Raw genomic sequence first — 24,285 nt, 5'->3', positions numbered from 1 at the left:
GCATTCTCCTTTCGGTAACATTATCATTTGACTTGACACGGCTGCCCGCCGCTCTGGCAGGACTTCTCAAAAGTTCATGGGGCGTGAGATGAGGAAAATCTAGGCAGCATAAGGGTTTTTGAGCAAAATCGCGATAGATTAGAGCGCGAATTTCCTCTGAATCACTTATGCCATCTAAGCCTTTCCCCATCTGCATTCTTCAAAAGTTTTTGCGAAGTTCTGCCGCTCTGGTAGGGGTTTTCAACGCTTTTCGCCAGCGCTGTAGTGGCAGGCCCCGTGCCTGCCGGATTCGGAAGCACGCACAGGGGAACGTCCTTACCACGCCTGATTATGCCAAATCATTGAAAAGCCCTGCCCTACCGTTACATCACCCCTACTATAGCGCTTGACGGAAGTGATAGAATGTGCTACACTTATGAACGACAGAAAATCATCAAGACAGGGAGGGTTAAGATGAAGGTAAGTTTGATTTCAGTATTGGCTGTGGTCGGCGCTATGATCTGCGCGGCCGCGTACGCTGATCTCACCGACGGGCTTGTCGGGTACTGGTCGTTCGATGACGGCACGGCCAAGGACAACAGCGGCATGGGCAACCACGGGCAGATCTCCCACGGCAGCCCCAAGGTGGTCGACGGCCAGGTCGGCAAGGCCCTCGATTTCAACGGGGATGACGGGATTGATATCCCCGATGATCCTAGCCTACAGCTTTCTAAGGCCCTGACGGTGGCCGCATGGGTATATCCCCGCTCGGTCGTCGATCCCAAGATCAACCAGGATCACTGCGGCATTTGCTGGAAAGGGCAGAAGATAGGTTGGGGAGCTGACGTCTATAACTGGCGTGTCGCCACCGCCGAGCCTCAGGGGCTGACCTGGGGTTCCTGCGGCGGTGGAACGGAGGGATGGTTCGCCACCGGCAACTGCTTTGCAGATGGGCTTGAGAAGTGGTATCACGTCGCACTGGTGGAGGATGGAACGGAGGGAACGGTCTACATAAACGGCGAGGCCTTAACGGATGATGATGTGACCGGCGGCGACAGACACCGTCCATCGGCGCCCTATGATGTGTGGAAAGGCGAGCCGGTTAGGATAGGCTACGCGCAGGGTCGCGGCGGCGATATCAACACGCTCACCTTCTTCGACGGTATCATCGACGAGGTTGTCGTTTACAATCGGGCGCTCAGCGCTGATGAGATCAAACAACTGATGACGACCCGTCCTGCTGCCGTTAATCCCTCCGCCAAGCTCACCACCACCTGGGGAGCTATCAAAAAATAAAGCTTGAGAGGCCATAGGGGTGCAGGACTTCGCGCCCCTTTTCCAATTTACAGGAGGTGTAAATGCTGATGAAAGCTATTCTTATTTTGTTTTGCTTGCTTATCGGTGCTGTCTACGCATATGCCGATCTGGCCGACGGATTGATCTCGGCCTGGACGTTCGACGACGGCACAGCGAAGGATTCCGTCGGAAATAACGACGGTAAGATCAACGGCGGGGTTGAAGTGACAAATGGCAAGTTCGGCAAGGCACTCAGCTTCAACGGTAAGGACGGTTTCGTTCAGGTCCCACACGATAAAAGTCTGGAGGCGATAGCGAACGGCCTGACCGTCTCGGCGTGGATCAAAGTCAATCAGTTCGTCGATCACGCCGCTGTCATCTTCAAGGGCGAGAAGATAGGTTGGACGAACAACTATGCCTTCCGCATCGCCACTCATGGTTCCAATGGATTGACCTGGGGCGTCTGTATTCCGGGAACCGAAGGATGGTTCCACACTGACAACATCATGGAATCGGGAAAATGGTACTTCGTATGCTTAACGGCCGACGGCAAACAGGCGGTGGGACATATAGCGGGCGAAGACGGCAAAGTAGAGATACCGCCCAGCGGGCAGGGCAATCCTCATGCTATAGCGGCTCCCTACCGAACCTGCCCCGACTTCCCTATAGAGATGGGCGTGGGTAGGGCGGTCGGCGGCACAGTCGGCAACGATCACTACTACAACGGTATGATCGACGAGGTATATCTGTGGAGCAGGGCCCTTTCGGACGATGAGATCGCCCAGTTGGCAAAAGGGGCCAGGCCGAAAGGGGTTTTCCCTGTGGAGCCGGCCGGGAAGCTGGCTACCATGTGGGGATTTATCAAAAGATAGACCGAGTTTCGAGATGGGGTAAGCTTAAAAGCTCATCTCTGACGCGCTGATATTTCATCCCTCGGTAAGGGCGGGGTATTCAGAGTGGAATGCCCCGCCTCCACCCTTGACATATCATCCTTGATGCGTGATACTTAAGAGCGTTTGCGCTTAAAAACAGGGGAAAAGAGGTGTATTATGGGAAAGGTCAGGCTCGGATTCGTCGGTTGTGGTGGGATAGCCGAGTCCCATATGAAGGGGATAGCTAAACATCCCGATGCCGAGATCCTCGGTTTCTGCGATATCAACGAGACAAAGGCGAAAGATATGGCTCAGAAGTATGGTGTCAAAGGCGCCAGGGTTTACACCGATGCCGAGGTGATGTTCAAAGATATCGAGTTGGACGGTGCCTATTTCTGTCTCCCGCCCTTCGCTCACGGCTCGGAGCTTTACGCCATCGAGGCCGGAATCCCCTTCTTCGTCGAAAAACCGATCAACCTATACCTGAACCAGGCCCAGGAGATCCTGGCAGCGGTCAAAGAGAAGGGACTGATGACCAGCGTCGGATATATGAACCGATACAGGAAGGGGATTCAAACCGTTAGGTCCCTCCTGAGGGACGATCCGCCGATACTGGTTCTGGGAGGATGGATCGGCGGAACGCCCAAGGCCGGTCCAGGCGGAGGAATATGGAGCTGGTGGATAATCAAGGATAAAAGCGGCGGTCAGTTCCATGAACAGGTGACCCACACCGTTGACCTGACCAGGTTCCTCTGCGGTGAAGTTGTGGAGGTTCATGCCTTTGCGGCCAAAGGGCTTAATAAAGGTGCTCCGGAGAATTACTCCATAGAGGACGCCTCAGTGGTGAACCTCAAGTTCAAGGGAGGCGCGGTGGCAAACCTGTGGGCCTCCTGCTCGGCCAACGCGGGGGGCGGCGGCGTGACCCTGTCGATCTATGCTAACAGCACGACAGCCCTCTTCACGGGTTGGGAACATTCTCTGAGATTGTTGCGGCAGGGTGAGGAAGAGCAGAGGTTCCCCGGCGAGCCGAATATCTTTGAGATCGAGGATGATGCCTTTATACGGGCGATTAAAGATGGGGACTCCTCCCCGATTATGTGCGATTATGAGGATGGTCTGGGAACATTGAAGGTCACCCTCGCCGCTAACGAATCGATGAGCACAGGTAAACCCGTCCACATCGGGTAAACGGATATGGTAGGGGCGAGGCATTCAGGTGTGGAATGCCTCGCCCCCCCTTGCTTGCCAAAGTAACAGCGTAGGTGCTATACTTTAGCGGATGATCCTTCCAGGGGGTGAGAGCTTGGCCGTGGTTACCATCTCCAGACAACATGCCAGCGGAGGCGATGAGATAGCCTTGAAGCTCGCCGAAAGACTGGGGTACGATCACGTCAACAAGGAGCTGATCTCCGAGGTGGCCAGGCGCGCAAGCGTTCCGGAATCAGAGGTCGAACGTTTCGATGATAGGGCCGAAAGCCCCATATCCAGGTTTCTCTCCAAGCTTTTCTCATCCGAGAAATACACCTCCTATCTGGGGATAGGATCGGCCTATCTGGAAAGCGGCGCCCCTTATTACCTGCCCAGCGTTGCCCTTCTTGAGGTGTGCTCCACGGATCTCCCCTCGCTGGAAAGGGAGGAGTTCGTCAGATTTATAACCGCCACCATAAAAGATCTCCACAGGCGTGGGAATGTGGTGATCGTCGGAAGAGGCGGCCAGGCGGTCCTCAGAGATGAGAGCGATGTGGTCCACATAAGGATCGTGGCGCCGTTTAAGTTCAGATGTCAGAGGCTGGCCGAAAGGCTTGATCTCCCTCTTAAGGAGGCCACCGAAAGGCTGAAGGAGATGGATGAGGGGCGGATGAACTTCCTGAAACAGTGCTTCAACGTCAATCCGAACGATCTATCCCTTTATCACATGGTCATCAACGCGGCGAAGGTAGATCGGGAGACAGCAGTGAGATTTATCGCCGATCTGGTCAGATCGACGGAGGTTGAAAGGTGAGATGGAGGATCGAGGTGGGATATAGGGAGGGCATATTCGATGCCCTCGGACATCTTACCGTGCAGGATATCCGCGATCTCGGGATAACCGGGGTCAGTGAGGTCAGAACGGGAGGGATATACTGGATCGAAGGGGACCTTTCCGAGGGTGAGGTTCACCGTATATGTCGTGAGCTGTTAGCGGATCCGATCACGCAGGAGTATGAGTTTTATCCGGCCGATTTCCCTCCTTCTCTCCCGCCCAATGCATGGGTCGTTGAGGTGAGATACAGGCCCGGCGTCACGGATGCGGTCGGCGACAGCGTCGTGAAGGGCGTTCGTGACATGGGCATAGATTCGATCCGCCGGGCGCGGACCGGTAGGAAATATATCATCAGGGGCAATCTATCTAAGGATGAGATCGAAACCATCTGTCGCCGGCTTCTTTATAACGACGTCATCGAGACTCACGATCTTTTCGGCGGTTAGCCTTGTCCTCGCCATATCACCCTGTCTGGCGGAATTCCCCCTCTTTTCGGAGGGGAAGCCCACCTTCGAGGTGGTGATCGGGGGTAACCCTTCATCAACGGAGGAGTTCGCCGCCGAAGAGATCGCTTTTTTCGCGCAGAGGATGTGCGGGGTGAGGCCTGAGATCGTCCCTGAGGGGTCAGCCCCGCCGTCAAAGGCCATCATCGTAGGCACGCCCGAAAGCTCTCTCCTGATCTGTGGTGTCTCCGGATTCCTTCATCTGGATCGCCTTAGGAAGGATGAGGGATATGTGGTTAGGATATCGCCGGAGAGGATCTACATAGGGTCGAAATCCGCCCGCGGCGTGCTTTACGGCGCCTATGAGCTTATCGAGAGGATGATCTCAAAGGCGACCGGCATGAAGGTGGTGAGTCTGGATTTCCGAATCCCTCGCGTCGGATTTCTGTCCCTGAACGATCGAACGATCAGCTCAGAGCCGTATTTTCCCATAAGGGCGACCCTTGATCCTGAAGATGCGGATTGGCTCGCCAGACACAGGGTGAATTTCAGCTTGGCTGAGGGCGTCTGGTCCGGAACGGGGGTTGACGACGGAATCGCGAGCGCCTTCAAGTATGTCCTTGCCCCGAGATTCGATGAGTATCAGGACGAGCCGTGGCTTGCCAGATGGGAGCGGGTGAATAGACTGACGGAGAGGTTTCGACAGCTCAAGCGCCGCGGGATAGAACCGTATCTTTTCATGTATCTCATGGGCGAGCCGACAAAGGCGCTCATAAGGAATCATCCTGAACTGCTCGGCCAGTCCCTCCCAGGGGATTCATTCGATCGAACCATGCCCTATCACCCGCTCTGCTGGTCGAATCCGAAGCTCAGGAAACTGTTGAGGGATCTGATCAAGGAGATCGTCAGGACGTATCCGGATCTGGCGGGCATACATCTGAGGGCGTGGGGTACCGAGACGAGGCCGTGCAGATGTCCGAAATGTCTGGGACGGGAGGGGGAACTGCTCTGGGAGATCATATTCGACCTCATAGATGCGGCAAGGTCTGTCAGACCAGATATAAAGTTCTGCATATCGGGATACGAAGGCAAATGGCTGAAGGATCCGGACGGCATATATCTCTCCAAGTTACCCCCCAGAACGATAATCCTCAAGAAATGGGGATTGGATGGCGAACCGACCGACGATCCTGAGATACCGGAGGATCTGATAGGGAGGTTTGATAACGGGAAGCATCTAGTGGTGATCTCACACGATGTGGAGGAGGTTATGCCGTTCTGGATGTTCGAGGGGGATCTGTTCGCATCTGGAGTGAGAAGGTATCTAGGAGGGGTTTATGAGGGAAAGCTGGGAGGTTTTACGCTGCAGGGCGGGGTGGGGCTGGGAATCCTGGATAAGATCATAAGCGCGGCCCTCAACTGGTCGCCCGATCTGGATTACCTTTCGCTGGCGCGTAATTATCTCGCCTCGATCTACGGCGTCTCTCCCGCCCTGCATATACTGAAAGCGCTTCAGGCCGACGAACACGCTCTCTCCAGTTATTTCTCGGATTTCTGCGGCACTCTATCGATCACCGGCGGATACGGCAACGGATCGAGGGGGTTCGCCACCAGGTTGTGGGATCTGGTGGGTGAGAAGGCTGTGAAGGACACCCTGTCCATTCCGTCAAGGGAGAAGGCCGAATTCGCCGTCGGGAGATTGACCTCGCTGCTGCCTCAGATCCAGCTTTCGGCGAACGAGATGGCGTTGGCCGTGGAGGAGTCCAGGGGGGTGAGTCGAGAGGGCGGTTTGTGGCTGGAGGATGCCCTGCACATGATGCGGTTCTGGAATGAGTTCTTCGAGGGCAGGCTTTCCCTCGCAGAAGCCGTGCAGATGGGATTCGAATCCAAATCCTCAGACCGGATCGCCGATAAGCTCAACTCAGCCGTAGAGCACTCCAGGGCGATGAAGATCGAGGTGAACGAGATAAACCAGTTCGTGAAGGTCTTCAGTTACACCGATCAATACTGCAGGGATTCCCTCTCGAAGAAGCTGGATGAGGAGGTGAGCTTTATCGAGATCTTCGACCCTCGGAAGCTGGTGCGAATGGGGGAAGGCTCAGCCATGCATGAGGATCATGGGGAGTTGAAGATAGAGGAGCTGATGAACGTGCCCAATCCCTGTAAGGATCGGACGACTTTCATATGGGTGCTCTCCGGTGAGGGCGATGAGGCGGAGATATCGATCTACACGCTCACAGGTAGGAGAAGTATGAGATTCGACCATCTTGAGGCGCAAAAGGGCCGAAACGAGCTGCTCGTTCACATCGACCTGCCCAACGGCATTTATCTCTATAAACTCACGGTCAGAGATGGGTCGAAAAGGGTAAATCGGGTTGGAAAGCTGGCCGTGCTGAGATAGCCCGCCTCTGCGGTATCCGACACGGGCGTTGACAGGTTATGATCCCCGTGATATAATTTTGACGCTAGCGAAAGAGGAGGTTTAAAGGTGAATTCCAAGGATAGGTGGTTGATCTTCGCGCAGATCGTCGTCGGGACTATCTCCGGTCTCGCCGGTGTCGGTATTTCCTATTTGATACTTGACGCCATATGGCGAAGATACCTGATCGGGCTTGCCGATGGAGGGTTCATATATGCCATTCTGATCGGCATCACAATACTGTTGTGTTCCGGGGCCACTTTTGCCTCGGCAGGCGAGGGTGTTTGTCTGATGGGCAGGTTGCGCGGCAAGAGGCATTCCAGACGGCTTCTTTACAAGGGGGCTTTTCTGGGAACATCGGCGGCTGTCGCTCTGATGTCCCTGACCCATGTCAATTGGAACGACATTCTCATTCGCTTTTCCCCGCCTGCAAGACTTATCGTCCAGATCGTCAGGCTCATATGCATAATCGTATCCCTTCCTTTTAGGTTTTTGCTTCTGATCAAGTTTCCGGCGATCCTTCTTTTCGCCGTAGCCGCCCCGGTTGGGGCGCTGATCGCCGAGAAGATCAACCTCACTCAGCCGACTCGTAAGAAGAGGGAGGAAGGGAAGGCATGATCTCCTCCTTTGACGAGGATAAACCCAGAGATGGTTGCGGTGTCTTCGGCATATATGGGCACCCCGATGCCGCCTATCTGACCTATTTGGGCCTTTATGCGTTGCAACATCGGGGTCAGGAGAGCGCCGGAATAGTCACGTCTGATAGGGAGAAGGTGTATTATCATCACGGGATGGGGTTGGTGGTGAACGTATTTGACGATGAGATGCTGGCCAAGCTCGAGGGGGATATAGCCATCGGCCACAACAGGTATTCCACCGCTGGCAGCAGTTCGCTTCAGAACGCCCAGCCTCTGGTGAGGGAGATCGTCGGGGAGACCTTAGGTATAGCCCATAACGGGAACCTCGTCAACGCTCCCTATCTGCGGCGAGAGCTTGAAAATAAGGGCGCCATCTTCACCAGCTCCTCTGACACCGAGGTCATCGCCCATCTGATCGCCCGATCCGGGCAGATCTTCATAGAGGACAGAGTGCTGGACGCCCTTATGCAGGTTCGAGGCGCCTATTCCATACTCTTCATGACGCGGAATAGGATGATAGCGGCGAGAGACCCCTGGGGGTTTCGCCCGCTATGGATGGGCAGGCTTAAAGATGCCGTGGTGTTCTCCTCCGAAACGTGCGCATTCGATGTGATCGACGCTGAGCCCGAAAGGGAGATCGAGCCGGGGGAGATGATCATAGTCACGCCCAATAGAATCAGATCTGTGAGGTTCGCCTCTGAGAAACATGCCTTCTGTATATTCGAATATATATATCTATCCAGGCCAGATAGCGTGGTGTTCGGCGAGATCGTCAATCAACCCAGACGTCGTTTCGGCATGCAATTGGCCCGGGAGCATCCCGCGGAGGCCGATATCGTCATACCGGTGCCCGATTCGGCCAACATCGCCGCTCTGGGATATGCCCAGGAATCGGGTATACCGTTCGAGTTCGGGTTCTACAGAAATCAATACGTCGGCAGGACCTTCATCCAGCCAACTCAGACCTCACGCGAGAAGATGGTCAACATTAAGCTTAACCCGATCAGAGATGTGGTATCGGGCAAGAGGGTCGTGGTTGTGGACGATTCGATAATGAGGGGAACGAGCTCACGCAGGATAGTCAAGATCCTCAGAAAGGGAGGGGCGAAGGAGGTGCATTTCAGGATATCCTCGCCGCCGAATATGTTCCCCTGTTTCTACGGCATAGATACCCCCACGAGGCAGGAGCTTATCGCCAGCAGCCATACGGTCGAGGAGATAAGGAAATACATAAGGGCCGACACATTGGGATATCTGAGCGTCGAAGGGATGCTCAGCTGCGTCAAAAATCCTGATGAATTTTGTACCGCTTGCTTTAACGGGAGATATCCCGTCGAATTCACAGGTCAGAACATCCAACAGTTGAGCTTGGAATTTACCAGAGGAAGAAAGAGGTGATTCAATTGCTTCAAAATCCAAAGGGGAGAGGGATCAAATTTCAGCTCTCCGGGCCGATCCACAGCGTCGGCACCCCCACCGGCAGATACATAATCTACTCGGTTATCATCTGCTGGGCGATCTCGATGCTGATAGGCAGCATCATATCGATGGGGATTGGGCTGGGGGCGGGAATCGGCCTGTTGCTAGTGTTGATGGCCGTTAAGGGGAAGATCATCGGCCGAATAGAGGCCAAGAAGAGAAGATCCCTCCAGGACCTGATCAAAAGATAACGGGGTGGCAGGGAATGGGTGGTCTGACGTATGAAAGCGTAGGCGTCTCCTTCAAGGCTAAGGAGGCGTCCATGAGGAGGATTAAGAATCTGCTGAAGGCCACGTATGACGATTCGGTCCTAAGCGAGCTCGGATATTTCGGCGGACTATATCGGCTTGTGGGATATAAAGATCCCGTGCTCGTCTCCAGCACCGATAGCGTCGGAACCAAGTTGAAGGTCGCCTTCGTGATGGACAGGCATGATACGGTCGGACATGATATCGTGGCTCATTGCGGAAACGATATAGTCGTCCAGGGCGCAAAGCCCATCTTTTTCCTGGATTATATCGGATGCAACAGGATTTCGCCCGATGTGATCGAGTCGGTGGTGTCGGGTCTGGTGCGCGGATGTAAGGAGGTGGGATGCGCGCTGATAGGGGGCGAGACGGCCGAGCTGCCAGAGTTCTATGGCGAAGGGGAGTATGATCTGGTGGGCTTTATAGTCGGCGTTGTGGAGAGGGATGAGATCATAACGGGATCTGAGATCGAACCGGGGGATGGGATTATCGGGTTGCCCTCACTGGGGTTGCATACAAACGGCTTTACCCTGGCGAGGAAGGCGCTCCTGGAGGTCGCCGGGTATGAGCTGGACGATTACATATCCGATCTGGGCTGTACCCTCGGTGAGGAGCTCCTCAAGCCACATAAAAGCTATGTTCGATGTATCTTGGGCCTGAGAGATAAGGTTCAGATCAAAGGAATGGCACATATAACGGGCGGGGGAATACCTGATAATCTGATCAGAATACTCCCCGAAGGGTGTCGGGCGGTGATACGTCGTGGGAGCTGGACGGAACCTCCGGTGTTCGAGCTGATACGGAGGGCGGGGGATATATCGGAGGAGGAGATGTTCCACGTCTTCAATATGGGCATCGGCATGTGTGTCGTGGTGAGCAAGGCGGAGCTCGATAGATCCGTGGAAACGCTTAGATTCCTTGGCGAGGACCCCATCGTGATGGGAGAGATCGAAAGCGGTGAAAGGGGTGTTCAGATCAGGAGGTGAGGGGGATGGATGAGCTTACCCAACTGGTCGAAAGAACTCATCCCAGGGTGTTAGGCGAAGCCTTAAAGGAGGAGGATGAGCTTTCGATAGCCATATTCATGCTCTCGGTAGATCACGATCAGGCCGCTAAGATCCTCTCGTCGCTGCCCGAGGAGAAGCAGGGTCTGGTTGCGGCGATGATATTGAAGATGGATCTCGTGCCACAGAATATGGTCGAAGAGGTGATATCGAGGATTAAAGGGAAGATAGAGGAGATGGCCTCTAAGGTGGTGAGCTTCGGTGATCCGACTCAGAGGTTGGCCGAGATACTGTCGCGGATATCACCTGATCGACAAAGGAGGATCATCTCGACGCTTGAAGCTCAAGATCCAAAAGCGGCGGAGGCGGTGTTGGAGAGGAGATTCACGTTCGAGGATCTAAGGAGGGTTTCCGACACGGCGCTTCGACTGATACTCAGGTTGGTGAGCAAAGATCTTCACTCTTTGGCTCTTGCCCTCAGGGGCGCTTCCGAGGGGACGCGCGAGAAGATATTCCGTAACCTTCCGGAGGAAATACTGCAGATGTTACAGGATGAAATGGATGCTCTTGGGGAGATATCGGCCAAGGATGTGGAGGAGGGCCAGAGACGAGTTATGATGATAATAAGACGCCTTGAAAATGAAGGGTTATTTGATCCCACCAGAGATATCGCCGAGATAGGAGGTTAAAGGTGAAGAGAATCAACAGAGCATTGATAAGCGTCTCGGATAAATCCAAGATAGTTGAGTTTGCGAGGGAACTCCAATCCCTGGGGATCGAGATAATCTCCACAGGCGGAACGGCGAGGCTCCTGAGGGAAAACGACATTAGGATAACCGAGGTCTCCGACTATACGGGATACCCGGAGATGCTCGACGGCAGGGTTAAAACTTTACACCCCAAGATACATGCCGGAATACTCGCCGTGAGGGATGATGAGAGGCATATGAATGAGTTGAAGGATCAGGGGATAAAATCCATCGATATGGTGGTGGTGAACCTCTATCCGTTCGAGGATACCGTCGCGAGGGAGGATGTCAGCATCGAGGAAGCCATAGAGAACATAGATATCGGAGGTCCCACCCTCATAAGGGCTGCTGCGAAGAACTACAGGTATGTGGCCGTGGTCACCGATCCGAGGCAGTATGATACGGTGCTGGCCGAGTTGAAGGCGAACGATAGGATGTTGTCGAATGAAACCCGATTTAAACTGGCGAAGGAGGCCTTCTCCAGGACTGCCCGATATGACGCCGTTATATCCTCATATCTTGAGACGATATCCGAACAGAAGAGGGAGTTCCCCGAAACCTACGCTCCAGTCTATGTTAAGGTACAGGGGCTCCGATATGGGGAGAATCCTCACCAGCAGGCGGCCTTCTACAGGATCCCATATCTTACGGAACCGTGTGTGGCGACGGCGAAACAGCTGCATGGTAGGGAGCTTTCCTTCAACAACATCCTCGACCTCAACGCCGCTCTGGAGATAGTCAAGGATTTCGATGAGCCGACGGCGGCTATAATCAAACACAACAATCCGTGCGGTGTCGCATCGCATGAGACCTCACTGGCTCAGGCTTATAGGGATGCCCTGGCGTGCGATCCGCTTTCGGCCTTCGGATCGATAATCGGTTTAAACAGGGTGGTGGATCTGGAAACCGCCAAGGCCATAAGGGAGGCCGCCCTTTCGGGAAGCTTCCCCGAGGCGATAATCGCCCCCGGATATGAGCCCGACGCCCTTGAGCTCCTGTCAAAGGCCAAAAACAGACGGATACTCGAGGTCGGCTCCCTTGGAAAGCTTGACTACGGTATGAAGGAGACCAAGTCGGTCGTAGGTGGCCTGCTGGTTCAGGAGAGAGACCTCAAGCTCATCGATCGTTCTCAGTTGAAGGTGGTGACCGAGAAGGAGCCCACATCCGAGATGATGGACTCCCTCCTCTTCGCATGGAAGGTCTGCAAGCACGTCAAATCCAACGCCATACTGCTGGCAAGGGATAAGAGAACCGTCGGGATAGGAGCGGGACAGATGAGCAGGGTCGATTCCACGATAATCGCCATCAGAAAGGCCGGCGACAGGGCCCGTGGTTCCGTGATGGCCTCTGACGCCTTTATACCTTTCAGAGACTCCATCGACCTCGCCGCCGAGGCAGGCGTGGTGGCCGTGATCCAACCCGGAGGGTCGAAGCGGGACGATGAGGTGATCAGGGCCGCAAATGAACACGGAATCGCGATGGTGTTCACGGGAATGAGACATTTCAGACATTAAGCTGGGAGATGAGGGATTATGGATGAGAGAGTCAACCTTCAGGAGGAGGCGGTCGGAGAGGAGGAGCTCTTAACCCGTAGGATGGAGTTCATCTATCTGAGTGACCGCATAAATGAGGTCAAACGGGACCTCAGCCAGCAGATAGAAGAATTGCGTCGGCTCTGGCAGAGACTCGATGAGAAGATCGATACGAGGTTCGACTCACTCAGAGCCGAGCTGAAGGAGGATATAGCAGCGCTTAGAGAGGAACTAAAAAAGGACATAGCCGATCTGAGAACCGAGCTGAAAGGGGATATAGCAAGGCTCGATGCTAAGGTGGAATCCGTCAGAGAGGAGCTGAAAGGGGATATAGCGAGGCTCGATGCCAAGGTGGAGTCCGTCAGAGAGGAGCTGAAGGAGGATATAGCAAGGCTCGATGCCAAAGTGGAGTCCGTCAGAGCCGAATTGAAGGAGGATATAGCAGCACTCAGAGAGGAACTAAAGAAGGACATAGCTGACCTGAGAACCGAGCTGAAAGGGGATATAGCAAGGCTCGATGCTAAGATAGAAGCCGTTAGAGCTGAGCTGAAAAAGGATATAGCTGATCTGAGAACCGAGCTGAAGGGGGATATAGTCAGACTTGAGACGAGAATGGATAAAATGGAGGTTGAACTCAGGCGGGAGATCGTCAGGTCGGCCAGCAGACAACTGAAATGGACGGCGATTATGCTGGGCGTTTGGGGCGCCATTATAGCGGCGCTATTCGCGATCATATCAAAGATCTGAGGGGAGAAGATGAAGGTGATGGTGATCGGCGGCGGGGGCAGGGAACATACCCTCGCTTGGAAGATATCTCAAAGCCCACTGGTTGATGTCATCTACTGTGTGCCGGGAAACGCCGGGATGGCCCAAATAGCGAAATGCTTGGATCTGCCTCTGGCTGAAGACGGCTTTGAAAGAGTTGCCGCCTTTGCCGAGAAAGAAGGCATTGATCTGACCGTAGTCGGCCCGGAGGCTCCCCTTGTCTCTGGTATAGTCGATCTATTCTCCGAAAGGGGGCTGGCCATATTCGGGCCCACAAAGGCGGCGGCTCAGATCGAGGATAGCAAGAGCTTCAGCAAGGCGTTTATGTTGAGATACGGCATCCCGACGGCTCAGGGCATCTCGTTTGACGATCCCGATGAGGCGGCCAGATATATACGGGATAAAGGAGCGCCCATCGTGGTGAAGGCCGATGGATCGGCGGCGGCCGGAAAGGGATCATTCGTGTGCGAGCAGGTGGACAAGGCTTTGGAAGCCGTCAGATTAATCATGATCGATAGGATCTTCGGCGATGCGGGCGACCGTGTGGTCGTGGAGGAATACCTGGAGGGCGAGGAGGCCTCTTTCATCGTGTTGACGGACGGCGAGACGATCCTGCCCCTCGTCACATCACAGGATCATAAGCGCGCCTATGACGGCGACAGAGGACCGAACACCGGCGGTATGGGCGCATATTCACCCGCTCCGGTGATCGATCCGAAGATGCGGGATGAGATCATCGACGACATAATCCTGCCTGTGATAGAAGGGATGAAAAGAGAAGGTCGACCTTACAGGGGCGCCCTTTATGCAGGATTGATGATAACCGATGGTGGACCTAAGGTGCTGGAGTTCAACTGTAGATTCGGCGATCCCGAAACCCAGGTTATCCTGCCGAGACTCGATTCCGATCTCGTCCCCGCTCTCATAGCATGTATAGAGGGCAGATTGAAGGAGATAGAACTGAGGTGGAGGGAAGATGCCGCCGTCTGTGTCGTGTTGGCCTCCGGCGGATATCCGGGCAAATACGAAAAGGGCAAACCTATAACCGGCATAGAGGAGGCCGAGTCGATAGGAGACGTCGTGATCTTCCATGCCGGAACGGCGATGAGGGAGAACAGATTGGTGACCAATGGGGGAAGGGTGTTGGGCGTTACGGCGATCGATAGGGACATCCCATCGGCGATCGAGAGAGCTTATAAGGCCGTCTCGAAGATACACTTCGAGAAGATGCACTACAGAAGGGATATAGGCCAAAAAGCGCTTAAGAGGCTGGGAAGTTGAAGGCGACGGCGATCCTGTTACAGCTTCTCCTGTTAATCTCATCCTCACAGGGAAGGGATAGCGGATTAAGCACCCTTATCCCGTTCAACGGGATCGGCGCCAGCGATGATGCCCTCTCGATCCTGCTGAACCCATCCGGGCTGGCCTTCAACGAGGGGTTTAACGGTTACTACATCCGCGGATACAGAGGAGGCTCTGAGGGAGAAAACACATTTCTCCTATCAGCTTACGGCATGGGGCTTGGGTTGCAGATGATAGAGGGGGAAGGGGCGAAGCTGTGGAGGTGGACCTTATCCGATGGGGAGAGGATAGGCGAATATCTGGCCATCGGAACCGCCTATAGCTGGTTTTCGGCTGAGGACAGGGACGTGGACAGGCTGAAGATATGGGACGTGGGGGGTATGTTTCGGACGACACATACCTCCATCGGGCTGCTCCTGCGAAACTTCAACCGTCCCAGGCTTCATGGGGAGAGGCTGAAACAGGAGATCAACATCGGCCTCGCGTTTCGCCCGGTCAACGACAGATTGACCCTCTCCTTCGATACGAGGCATATGTTCGGGGAGGAGGGATGGAGATACCGGCTCGGAGCGGAGCTCGTCCCCCTGGATGGGATAACCCTCCGCGGCAGCATCGATCGTGAGAGGAACTTCGATCTCTCCTTCACCGTGGATTTCGCCCATATCGGCTTCGGCTCCTATAACGCCTTCACCGGAGAGAGGGAGATGCGGGACGGACTGGGGTATCTTCGTTTCTCCGCTCCTCTCCTGCCCACCCTCTTCTCGCGGAGGAGGGAGGTGCTGCGTTTGAAATCCGATAACGCCCTCGCCTGCCTCCGTAAGGCGATAAGGGATAAACGTGTTTTGGGGGCGGTGATCGAGCTGGATGACCTCAGCTATGGTCTCGGGAATCTACAGGAGCTGGAGGGGGTTATAGAGAGGTTCAGACGTTCCGGCAAGAAGGCCTTCGCTTACTCGATCTCCCTGTCCACAGGGGGATATCTGGCCGCATCCGCCTGTGATGAGGTGATCCTTCATCCATCGGGTCAGCTTAACCTCATAGGTATCAGATCCGAGCCGATCTTCATCAAGCAGATGCTGGATAAGGTTGGGGTAAAGCCAAACATGGAGAGAACGGGCGAATATAAATCGGCTCCGGAGACCTTTCTCAGGGATGAGATGTCCCCGTATGCCAGGGAGGAGATGGAGTCGGTGCTCAACGATCTCTTCGATCAGATCAAAACGGATATCTCGCGCAATCGCGGGATATCGCCTCAGAGGCTTCAAACTCTGATAGACCGGGGACCCTATACCGCCCGAAAGGCTGAAAAGTTGAAACTGGTAGATGAGCTGGCCTACAGGGATGAGATCGAGGATATCGTCAGGAGGAGGCTGGGAAAGATCAGCTTTGTGAATGGGGATAGATACCTCTCCCGAACGGAAAAGATCAGAAGCTGGAAGGTCCCGCCTAAAGTGGCGATCATCAACGCCAAAGGACTGATGGTGAGGGGTGAAAGCTTCAAAGATCCGCTGACGGGGGATTTCATAATGGGTTCTAAGACCATCTCAGACGCCCTTCGCAGAGCCCGCGAGGATAAATCCATCAAGGCCGTCGTAATGAGAATAGACAGCGGCGGCGGGATGGTCGTTGCGGCAGATGAGATATGGAGGGAGGTTGAACTAACGAGGGCGAAAAAACCCGTCGTCATCTCGATGGGCGATATGGCGGCCTCAGGCGGGTATTACATCGCCGCTCCAGCGAACTATATCTTCGCTCAGCCCGGCACGCTGACCGGTTCGATAGGCGTCTTCAGCGGAACAGTCAACTTACAAGGCCTTTACCGGAAACTCGGCATCAGCAAACAGATCATAAAAAGGGGGAAAAACGCCGATTTCTACTCCGACTGGAGCGAGTTCACTCCCGAAAAACGGGAGGTCCTGCGTGAGCAGGTGGAGGAGATCTATAAAAGCTTCGTGGATAAGGTCTCCAAAGGCAGAAAGATGAACCCCTCAGAGGTGGATAAAGTTGCCCGTGGCAGGGTATGGACCGGAAGACAGGCGAAGGAAAGGGGACTCGTAGATGAGCTGGGAGGGCTTGATGAGGCTATATCGAAGGCCAAGGAACTGGCGGGAATCCGGGAGAGGGAGAGGGTTAAGCTGATCAAGATGCCCTCTGTGAAGCTGGCCGATGTGCTCCTGCGAAAGCTGTTGGAGAGATCGGGTTTCACCAGGCTCCTTAAAACCTCTAACGAGATCATGAGGGAGAGATTCCTCCTCATCGCACCATACGGAGTTGAGGTAGGTGATTGAGATGGACTGGGAGAGGGAACGTGAAAGAATGGTTAAGATTCAGATCATCGGCAGGGGGATCAAGGATGAGCGGGTTATCGAGGCGATGCTCAAAGTTCCGAGACACCTTTTCGTCCCCAAAGAGATGAGGGAACACTCCTATGCCGACACCCCTCTGCCGATAGGCGAGGGTCAGACCATATCCCAGCCTTACATCGTCGCCCTGATGACGGAGCTTTTGAGGATAGAGCCTCAGAGCAAAGTGTTGGAGGTAGGGACGGGCTCGGGCTATCAGACCGCCATCCTCGCCGAGATCGCCAGAGAGGTCTACACCGTCGAGATAATCGAACCCCTCCACAAGAGAGCGGTTGAGACGTTGAAATCACTCGGTTACACAAACATTCACGCCAAGTGTGGCGATGGGTATTTCGGATGGGAGGAGCACGCGCCGTACGATGGGATAATGGTTACCGCCGCCCCTAAAAAGATACCCGAGCCCCTGATTAAACAGCTTAAAGTCGGAGGAAGGCTCGTTATCCCTGTGGGGGAATTCTATCAGGATCTCATCGTGGTTACGAAAACCGAGCGGGGGACGATACAGGAAAGCGTCACCGGCGTGAGATTCGTGCCTATGACCGGTGAGGCGAAGAGGGAGCCGGAGGGGATGAAAAAGGAATCGAGAAGATCATGGTGGTTTTAACGGAGGGATAAGATGATGACGCTGCTTATGATAGGTGTGATGCTGATCTGTTCCACAGCCCAGACCGGCGAAAAACCGATTCGACAGCCCGCCGCCAGCGGCGACTTTTATCCGTCCGATCCGAGGGAATTGCGCCAGATGGTCGAGGATATGTTGCATAAGGCGAAAAAGGTAGAGGTAGAAGGGAGGTTGCTCGCCCTGATAACCCCTCATGCCGGGCTGAAATTTTCAGGGCCGGTCGCGGCCGAGTCGTTCAGACAGCTTGAAGGTCGAGAAGGAATTAGGACGGCCGTTATAGTCGGTCCGAGCCATTACGTCGCCTTCGACGGCATCTCGGTCTACCCTAAGGGATACTACAAAACCCCACTTGGGCTCGTGGAGATAGACTCCGATCTGGCCGAGGAGATCACCCGGATCGATCCGAAGAGGATCAAGTTCTATCCCCCCGCCCATCGCAAGGAGCATGCCGTCGAAGTGGAACTGCCCTTCCTCCAGACCGTGCTCCCCAAGGCGAAGATCGTCCCGATGATCGTCGGGCTTCACGGCGCGGAAGGCGTTGAGATCCTCAAGCAGATCTTCTCGAAGCTCTTCGAGCATAAGGACGTGGTGGCGATCCTGAGCGTGGATCTATCGCACTATCATCCTTACGCTCGGGCCGTCAAACTGGATAAGACGGCTCTGGAGTCCATCTGCAAGCTCGATCCGATCTCATTTGGGGAGGGCGTGGATTCGGGCAAAATAGAGATAGACAACCCCGCCGGTGTGATGGCGCTTCTGATGGCGGCGAGATCCTATGGGGAGGTTGAGGCGAAGCTCCTGAGATATGCCAACTCCGGCGATATCACCGGCGATAAATCCTCGGTCGTCGGATACGGAGCCGTCATGATCGTCGCTAGAGGAAAAGGTGGGGGATGGGAGGAGTTCAAACTGAGCGATGGGGCTAAAAGGGAGTTGCTCCGGATCGCCCGGGAATCGATCCGGTCCTATCTCAAGGAGAAAAAGATACCCCACTTTAAACCTCACCATGAGGAGATCAAGCGTAACTGTGGGGCATTCGTGACTCTGAAAGAGGAGGGAGAGCTTCGGGGATGTATCGGATATATGGAGCCCATCATGCCGCTTTATCAGACGGTGGCACGGATGGCCGTCGCCGCCGCCACGCAGGACCCGAGATTTCCTCCCGTCACCCTCGATGAGCTGGATAGGATAGAGATCGAGATATCCGTCCTCACCCCCATGAGGCGTATCGAGGATCCGAATCAGGTGATCGTCGGCAAACACGGTATCTACATAAGAAGGGGGAATCGTTCGGGCGTGCTGCTGCCCCAGGTGGCGACGGAGATGGGGTGGAACAGGGAACAGTTTCTGCGTGGCGTGTGTAGGAAGGCATGGCTGCCCGAGGATGCCTGGAAGGATAAGAACACGGAACTGTATGTCTTCACCGCACAGGTCTTCTCCGAAAAGGAGTTCAAACGATGATTAAAGCCTTTCTAGCCGCCCTGATCCCCGTCCTGCTTATCGCAGTGATGATGGGCATCGCCCTGATCATCGTGAGGCTCACAAGATCCGGGGGATCTAAAGGAGGAGGTCGATGATAAAAGCCAGAGTTCTCTATATACCAACTGAGTCCCACACCAGGAGGGTCTTCAGGCCGGAGACCTTCCAGAGGCTCCGTTCGATCTTCGAGGAGGTGAAGGTCAACGAAACGGGGAGAAACTACACCTCCGAACAACTGGCGGGGGAGATATCGGGGTACGACGCCCTGGTTACCGGCTGGGGATCTCCAAAGATCACCCCACAGGTGATGGAGAACGCCGATAGGCTGAAGATCATCGCCCATTCGGCAGGATCCGTGAGGGCGCTCCTGGGGGAGGTGGTCGAACGGTATATCATTCCCAGGGGCATCTGCGTCTATCACTCCAGACACGCCATCGCCTATAACGTCGCGGAGCACACGATAGGGCTGATGATACTCTGCTGTCGTAGGATCATAGATCACGCCCTCGCCTTCCGTGAGAGGGGAGTGTGGCGCGATCCTAAAATCCCCTCAAACGGCCAGTTTCTCAGGGGAAGCACGGTCGGGGTGGTATCGGCCAGCGCCGTGGGCCGCGAGGTGATAAAGCTCCTTAAACCCTTTGACGTGAGGATACTGATATACGACCCCTATCTGTCGGAATACGATGCCGGGACGCTGGGGGTGGAGAAGGTCTCACTGGAGGATCTGTTCGCCCGATCCGATATCGTCACGGTTCACGCGCCAAGCCTACCGGAGACGTGGGGCATGATCAATCAGAGGCATCTGAAACTCCTTCGGGACGGAGCGGTGCTGATCAATACGGCAAGGGGTAAAATCATAGACCATGATGCCCTGCTCGAGGAGTGTCGAAAGGGCAGGATAACGGTGGCTTTGGATGTGACCGATCCGGAGCCTCTGCCTTCGGATAGCCCCTTCAGAGATCTGCCGAACGTGATCATCACGCCTCACATGGCCGGAGCGGGCTTCTACGGCTATTTCAGGATAGGCGAGATGACCCTTCAGGCGCTTATAGATTTCTTCACCGGAAAAACCCCGATCGGGGCGATAGATCCGTCGGAATTCGCCCGGTTGGCGTGAGGGGTGGGGAGAATGAGGTTAAAACCGTTGTTTCTTTCGGGTTTGATCCTGACCGTCCTGATCTGGGGGTGTGGCGAGAACGCTGAAAACCTCCCCCCTCAGATCTTCTCGATAGATCTCTCACCTCAGGTCGTCTCCCCCGGAGGCGAGATGACGATAACAGCTAAGGCGGGCGATGCCGATAACGACCGACTCCGATACATCTGGTCGGTCTCCGGCGGGACCATCGAGGGCTCCGGGGACACCGTCAAGTGGAGGGCGCCGAGGAAAGAGGGAGTATATGAGCTCACCCTCCAGGTCAGCGATGGGAGAGACTCCGATACGAAATCGCTTAAGCTTATCGTCTGGAAGGAGAGACCCGGGGATTACTACCCGCTTGCTGTCGGGAACACCTGGATCTATCAGGACGAAAACGGCAACATGATCACGTTCAAGATAGTGGATAAGATCAAGATAGAGGGCACGGATGAGGAAAGCTTCGTGATGGAGAAGAGCAGCTCCGATCCGAACCTACGGGGTTTGAACACCTACGCTTACTTAGGCAAACATTCGGACGTCATATATCAACACGCCGCTAACGTCGCCCCCGGATCGCCTGACACGATAATATTCGTCCCGTGGCTTCCCCTCTATAAGTTTCCGCTCATCCCGGGAAGCTCGTGGAACGCCGACTTCAAGGTGAAGCTGCCCGAGGGATACTATGTCGGCGAGGGGAAAGCCGAATATGAGGTTGTGGGTGAGTCCACGCTCACCGTTCCGGCGGGAACCTTCGAGCATGTCATGCAGGTCAAGGAGACCTTCTCCTGGACGCTTATGGGGCAGACTCTGGATGAGACGATCAGCCGCAAATGGCTGGCCCCTGATGTGGGGATCATAAAGGTGGTCGAGGAACAGACGAGAGGCGGTGAGACGATCACGAATACCCTTCAGCTTCTAAGCTATGAGATCGTAAGCCCGTGATGGCGATGAAGATGACCTATAGGTTCTCCTCCGATCCGAAGGCGATGTTCGGGAGGGCTCTGCCGTTCCTGGAGGAATTGGCACGGATGGCCGGTAGAGGTGGGATCGATCTCTATCTCGTCGGTGGGGCGGTTCGCGATATCATCCTGCGTGAGGTCAGGGGATACGATGTGGAGATCAACGATTTCGATATATCGATGCCGATCAGACCCATGAGATTCGCCCACGACTTCGCCGCCGAGGTAGGAGGGGCATTTGTGCTTCTGGACGAGGAGTTTCCCACGGCAAGGGTGGTCGTGGGAGGTGATCTGATCGTGGATTTCTCGGAGTTCAGAGCCCCTACACTGAAGGATGATCTATCGCTGCGAGATCTCACCGTGAACGCTATAGCCGTGAAGCTGGAGGATCTTCTCTCCGGCGGCAAGGTCGAACTGATCGATCCCACAGATGGATACCGGGATATGCTCGACGGGATCATCAGGTTTTGCTGTGAGAGGAGCGTGTGGGATGATCCGCTGAGGATGTTGAGGGCATACAGGTTCGCCGCCGCCCTGAGCTTCGAGATCTCGCCTGAATCCCGCCGAATCGTCCGAGAAAAGGCGCAGCTTATCTCGGAATCGGCCCCTGAGAGGGTGAGGGATGAGCTGCTGAAGCTGTTCGCCTCTCCGGGCTCATACAGATGGGTGGAGGCCATGGACGGGGACGGGCTGCTGGGCGTAATCATACCTGAGATCGAGCCGACTAAGGGGGTTGAGCAGAACGAGTTCCACCATCTCGACGTGTGGGGCCATACCCTGCTGGCATATCGGATCTTCGAGGAGGATCCAATACCAGAGCCGCTTGAGGGATTCAGGGATAGGGTTAAGGGATATCTGGAGTGCGAATACACGGGAGGGGTGAGCAGATATGCCCTTATAAAACTGGCCGTTTTGCTTCACGATATCGGGAAGCCGGAGACCAGATCGGTAGATGAGGAAGGGAGGGTCCATTTTTACGGCCATGATAGACTGGGAGCGGAGATGGCTCGTCGGATCTGCGGGAGGTTACGTCTCAGCAAGAGGGGATCGTCGCTGGTTGAGCTCCTGATCAAAAATCATCTGGGGCTGATGCATCTGGGGAAGGATTATCCGCCCACCGACAGGGCGCTTTACAGGTTCCTAAGGAGGCTCGGCGGGGAGTGGATCGGCGAGGTGCTGCTCTCGATGGCCGATCTAAAGGCGTCCAGAGGTCCAGGCCGATCGGATGAGGAGGCGAGGATGACGGATGAGATCGTGAGGAAGCTCGCTCATCTCTATTACGTCGAGATCCCCCGGAGAAAGGCTCACAGGAGGATCGTCACCGGAGATGATCTCATCAGGGAGTTGAACCTCTCGCCCGGCCCGATAATAGGCGAGCTTCTCCGGGCGATAGAGGAGGCACAGGCTATCGGTCGGATCAAAACGAAGGAGGAGGCGCTTGAACTGGCAAGAAGGCTCATTGGATGAGATCGAGGAGCCCAAGGATATGGCGCCGGAGTTCGCGAGCTTTGGCCGCAGATTTCTTGCTGTGCTGATAGATGTCCTCATCTTCTATCTGATCATGCTCCCCGGATATGCCATTCTCCTCCGCTCAGGTCCATCCACCGCCAGAGATATCCTCGACCTCCTGTTTTTCCTCTTCGGGTTGGCCTTCAATATCTGGAACACGGTCTATCTGGTCAGCCGGGACGGAGCCTCGATAGGCAAAAAGCTCGCGGGGGTGGTCGTTCTGAACGAGGATTTCAAAAACCTCTCCTTCGGAGCGGCCCTCGCCCGCGAGATGATATTCAAGGCCATATCCTCACTTCCCTTCTGGCTGGGGTTTTTCTGGATGATGTGGGATGGGAAGTGCCAGACATGGCATGATAAACTCGCCGGCAGCTATGTCTATAAAGCCGACTCGATTGACCTCACTTCCGCCACATAAGCTGGGATACCAGGGAAAGCGAGTGTTTTAAAAGAGCCTTCGAATAGCTGTAGTTGTGAATTCCAAGCGATCTCTCCGCCTTGACGAAGTCATAGTTGTACTTCGCCCTCTTCCAATCGAGGGAATCCTTATGAGGCGATTCATCCAGCGCCTCTTTCAGTTCATCGAGCAGCTCCTGAAGTTCCCCTTTGGCCTCATCCGCTCTCCTTTGAGGGTTCTGATGGCATTTGAGACACACCTTATATCCGGATCGAAACGTATGTCCTCCCACCTTGCGCACGCCCTCCTCGGGAGGGGATTGAACCCTGTTCATATGGCACTCCACACAGCCTTTTCTCATCATCCTGAGATGCACCGACGGCATGTTCGACACGCCGTATCCCCCCCGGCCGTAGAAGAGCTCCGTATGCGATTGATGAATCACGCCGGCGCCCTGACAAGCACAGCTCTTAATGTGACAGCTCGCGCAGAGCTTATCGTATGGGAGTTTCAGATTATGGGGCAGGCCGGAGTCGTGCCTGTGGCATGAATAGCAGGAGACCGGATCGTCCGACACGGCGTATCGCATACCTGAACTCCAATCCGATGGTATCTCTATCCGCGTGGAGTGGCATCTATAGCAGGATCGGCTTTTCACCCCCTTCTCCTTGAGGGTTTTAAGGCTTTGAGAGTGTTTCGACAGCCTCCACTCCTTGAACTCCTCCGAGTTACCATGGCATTTAGCACATTTCTGGGACGGCGTCTCGTCGGGGATGACAAACAGAAGAGGAAAGATGAGGAGTATCGGGATTGATACCAGGATAGATCTCTTTATCATCTGTCGCCTCCCTTTTATGGTGCCATAAGGACTTTTCAGAGTAACATACCCTCTCTTTCCCGTCAGGTAGGGGCTAGACATGTCTAGCCCCATTGGCATCAATTTAAGCTTTACAAAAGGGGTCATCTCTGTTAAAGTAAGAGCAAATCCAAAAGAAGAGGTGACCCCATGGATAGGATATCTCAAATAGAAGAGAATATCAAGAGCGTATTACTCCATGATGCAGATGAACTG

22 protein-coding genes are annotated in these 24,285 nt (G+C 54.8%); 21 read left to right on the top strand and 1 reads right to left on the bottom strand.

The genetic code is table 11. The features are described from left to right. The first annotated feature begins 453 nt into the window (after positions 1-453). The 21 genes from J7M22_04015 (at position 454) to J7M22_03915 (ending at position 23,234) form a co-directional block, all read left to right on the top strand. Positions 454-1,275, top strand: coding sequence for a LamG domain-containing protein (locus J7M22_04015; protein MCD6505773.1), 822 nt, complete (start codon positions 454-456; stop codon positions 1,273-1,275). A gap of 68 nt (positions 1,276-1,343) precedes the next feature. Next, on the top strand, positions 1,344-2,147 hold the full coding sequence (locus tag J7M22_04010; protein ID MCD6505772.1) for a LamG domain-containing protein: 804 nt from the start codon (positions 1,344-1,346) through the stop codon (positions 2,145-2,147). A 177-nt stretch (positions 2,148-2,324) separates the two neighbouring features. Continuing rightward, positions 2,325-3,335, top strand: a complete 1,011-nt coding sequence (locus J7M22_04005; GenBank protein MCD6505771.1) for a Gfo/Idh/MocA family oxidoreductase — start codon at positions 2,325-2,327, stop codon at positions 3,333-3,335. Between the two features lie 115 nt (positions 3,336-3,450). Further along, complete coding sequence (locus tag J7M22_04000) at positions 3,451-4,149, top strand: cytidylate kinase-like family protein (protein ID MCD6505770.1); 699 nt, start codon at positions 3,451-3,453, stop codon at positions 4,147-4,149. Continuing rightward, entirely contained in the window at positions 4,146-4,616 is a 471-nt protein-coding gene (locus J7M22_03995; GenBank protein ID MCD6505769.1) for a phosphoribosylformylglycinamidine synthase subunit PurS, read from the top strand. Before J7M22_04000 ends, J7M22_03995 begins: the two co-directional genes overlap by 4 nt. Beyond that, complete coding sequence (locus J7M22_03990; protein MCD6505768.1) at positions 4,543-7,014, top strand: T9SS type A sorting domain-containing protein; 2,472 nt, start codon at positions 4,543-4,545, stop codon at positions 7,012-7,014. The genes J7M22_03995 and J7M22_03990 overlap by 74 nt, the downstream gene beginning before the upstream one ends. A gap of 87 nt (positions 7,015-7,101) precedes the next feature. After that, positions 7,102-7,650, top strand: a complete 549-nt coding sequence (locus tag J7M22_03985; protein MCD6505767.1) for a hypothetical protein — start codon at positions 7,102-7,104, stop codon at positions 7,648-7,650. After that, positions 7,647-9,068, top strand: coding sequence for an amidophosphoribosyltransferase (locus J7M22_03980; GenBank protein ID MCD6505766.1), 1,422 nt, complete (start codon positions 7,647-7,649; stop codon positions 9,066-9,068). The genes J7M22_03985 and J7M22_03980 overlap by 4 nt, the downstream gene beginning before the upstream one ends. Continuing rightward, on the top strand, positions 9,065-9,340 hold the full coding sequence (locus J7M22_03975; protein ID MCD6505765.1) for a hypothetical protein: 276 nt from the start codon (positions 9,065-9,067) through the stop codon (positions 9,338-9,340). Before J7M22_03980 ends, J7M22_03975 begins: the two co-directional genes overlap by 4 nt. Positions 9,341-9,354: 14 nt before the next feature. Beyond that, a complete protein-coding gene (locus J7M22_03970; protein MCD6505764.1) occupies positions 9,355-10,383 on the top strand; it encodes a phosphoribosylformylglycinamidine cyclo-ligase in 1,029 nt (342 codons plus the stop codon). 5 nt (positions 10,384-10,388) lie between these two features. Beyond that, the gene (locus J7M22_03965; GenBank protein ID MCD6505763.1) at positions 10,389-11,090 is read left to right on the top strand and encodes a hypothetical protein; all 702 of its coding nucleotides are present in this window, start codon (positions 10,389-10,391) and stop codon (positions 11,088-11,090) included. A gap of 2 nt (positions 11,091-11,092) precedes the next feature. Then, the gene (gene purH / locus J7M22_03960) at positions 11,093-12,664 is read left to right on the top strand and encodes a bifunctional phosphoribosylaminoimidazolecarboxamide formyltransferase/IMP cyclohydrolase (protein ID MCD6505762.1); all 1,572 of its coding nucleotides are present in this window, start codon (positions 11,093-11,095) and stop codon (positions 12,662-12,664) included. 18 nt (positions 12,665-12,682) lie between these two features. Beyond that, entirely contained in the window at positions 12,683-13,429 is a 747-nt protein-coding gene (locus tag J7M22_03955; GenBank protein MCD6505761.1) for an apolipoprotein A1/A4/E family protein, read from the top strand. A gap of 9 nt (positions 13,430-13,438) precedes the next feature. Continuing rightward, positions 13,439-14,728 (top strand): phosphoribosylamine--glycine ligase, encoded by a 1,290-nt coding sequence (purD, locus tag J7M22_03950; protein ID MCD6505760.1) that lies wholly within the window; start codon positions 13,439-13,441, stop codon positions 14,726-14,728. Then, on the top strand, positions 14,725-17,037 hold the full coding sequence (gene sppA, locus J7M22_03945) for a signal peptide peptidase SppA (GenBank protein MCD6505759.1): 2,313 nt from the start codon (positions 14,725-14,727) through the stop codon (positions 17,035-17,037). The genes purD and sppA overlap by 4 nt, the downstream gene beginning before the upstream one ends. Before the next feature lies 1 nt (position 17,038). After that, entirely contained in the window at positions 17,039-17,716 is a 678-nt protein-coding gene (locus J7M22_03940) for a protein-L-isoaspartate(D-aspartate) O-methyltransferase (protein ID MCD6505758.1), read from the top strand. 12 nt (positions 17,717-17,728) lie between these two features. Then, positions 17,729-19,195, top strand: coding sequence for an AmmeMemoRadiSam system protein B (gene amrB / locus J7M22_03935; GenBank protein MCD6505757.1), 1,467 nt, complete (start codon positions 17,729-17,731; stop codon positions 19,193-19,195). A 112-nt stretch (positions 19,196-19,307) separates the two neighbouring features. Further along, positions 19,308-20,330, top strand: a complete 1,023-nt coding sequence (locus J7M22_03930; protein MCD6505756.1) for a hydroxyacid dehydrogenase — start codon at positions 19,308-19,310, stop codon at positions 20,328-20,330. Between the two features lie 12 nt (positions 20,331-20,342). Then, on the top strand, positions 20,343-21,290 hold the full coding sequence (locus J7M22_03925) for a PKD domain-containing protein (protein MCD6505755.1): 948 nt from the start codon (positions 20,343-20,345) through the stop codon (positions 21,288-21,290). Beyond that, complete coding sequence (locus J7M22_03920) at positions 21,290-22,774, top strand: HD domain-containing protein (protein ID MCD6505754.1); 1,485 nt, start codon at positions 21,290-21,292, stop codon at positions 22,772-22,774. The genes J7M22_03925 and J7M22_03920 overlap by 1 nt, the downstream gene beginning before the upstream one ends. Next, positions 22,746-23,234 carry an RDD family protein gene (locus J7M22_03915; GenBank protein MCD6505753.1) on the top strand — a complete coding sequence of 163 codons (489 nt, stop codon included), beginning with the start codon at positions 22,746-22,748 and terminating at the stop codon, positions 23,232-23,234. The genes J7M22_03920 and J7M22_03915 overlap by 29 nt, the downstream gene beginning before the upstream one ends. On the opposite strand, the gene J7M22_03910 is transcribed toward J7M22_03915, so the two are convergent. Beyond that, complete coding sequence (locus tag J7M22_03910; protein MCD6505752.1) at positions 23,218-24,051, bottom strand: hypothetical protein; 834 nt, start codon at positions 24,049-24,051, stop codon at positions 23,218-23,220. The genes J7M22_03915 and J7M22_03910 overlap by 17 nt on opposite strands. Between the last annotated feature and the right edge of the window lie 234 nt (positions 24,052-24,285).

The sequence above is a fragment of the Candidatus Poribacteria bacterium genome, assembly GCA_021162805.1.
Taxonomy (GTDB): domain Bacteria; phylum Poribacteria; class WGA-4E; order B28-G17; family B28-G17; genus JAGGXZ01.
Note: the sequence above shows the minus strand (reverse complement) of the source record. Positions and strands in the feature narration are given on the sequence as shown.

Excerpts from the sequence above, each read along its gene's own strand:
- J7M22_03965 (MCD6505763.1), top strand. The coding sequence starts at position 10,389 with ATGGATGAGCTTACCCAACTGGTCGAAAGAACTCATCCCAGGGTGTTA.
- J7M22_03940 (MCD6505758.1), top strand. The coding sequence starts at position 17,039 with ATGGACTGGGAGAGGGAACGTGAAAGAATGGTTAAGATTCAGATCATC.
- J7M22_03990 (MCD6505768.1), top strand. The coding sequence starts at position 4,543 with ATGAGATCGAAACCATCTGTCGCCGGCTTCTTTATAACGACGTCATCG.
- amrB (MCD6505757.1), top strand. The coding sequence starts at position 17,729 with ATGATGACGCTGCTTATGATAGGTGTGATGCTGATCTGTTCCACAGCC.
- J7M22_03930 (MCD6505756.1), top strand. The coding sequence starts at position 19,308 with ATGATAAAAGCCAGAGTTCTCTATATACCAACTGAGTCCCACACCAGG.
- J7M22_03925 (MCD6505755.1), top strand. The coding sequence starts at position 20,343 with ATGAGGTTAAAACCGTTGTTTCTTTCGGGTTTGATCCTGACCGTCCTG.
- J7M22_04005 (MCD6505771.1), top strand. The coding sequence starts at position 2,325 with ATGGGAAAGGTCAGGCTCGGATTCGTCGGTTGTGGTGGGATAGCCGAG.
- J7M22_03980 (MCD6505766.1), top strand. The coding sequence starts at position 7,647 with ATGATCTCCTCCTTTGACGAGGATAAACCCAGAGATGGTTGCGGTGTC.
- J7M22_03910 (MCD6505752.1), bottom strand. The coding sequence starts at position 24,051 with ATGATAAAGAGATCTATCCTGGTATCAATCCCGATACTCCTCATCTTT.
- J7M22_03920 (MCD6505754.1), top strand. The coding sequence starts at position 21,290 with ATGGCGATGAAGATGACCTATAGGTTCTCCTCCGATCCGAAGGCGATG.
- J7M22_03970 (MCD6505764.1), top strand. The coding sequence starts at position 9,355 with ATGGGTGGTCTGACGTATGAAAGCGTAGGCGTCTCCTTCAAGGCTAAG.
- purD (MCD6505760.1), top strand. The coding sequence starts at position 13,439 with ATGAAGGTGATGGTGATCGGCGGCGGGGGCAGGGAACATACCCTCGCT.
- J7M22_03955 (MCD6505761.1), top strand. The coding sequence starts at position 12,683 with ATGGATGAGAGAGTCAACCTTCAGGAGGAGGCGGTCGGAGAGGAGGAG.
- J7M22_04015 (MCD6505773.1), top strand. The coding sequence starts at position 454 with ATGAAGGTAAGTTTGATTTCAGTATTGGCTGTGGTCGGCGCTATGATC.
- J7M22_04010 (MCD6505772.1), top strand. The coding sequence starts at position 1,344 with ATGAAAGCTATTCTTATTTTGTTTTGCTTGCTTATCGGTGCTGTCTAC.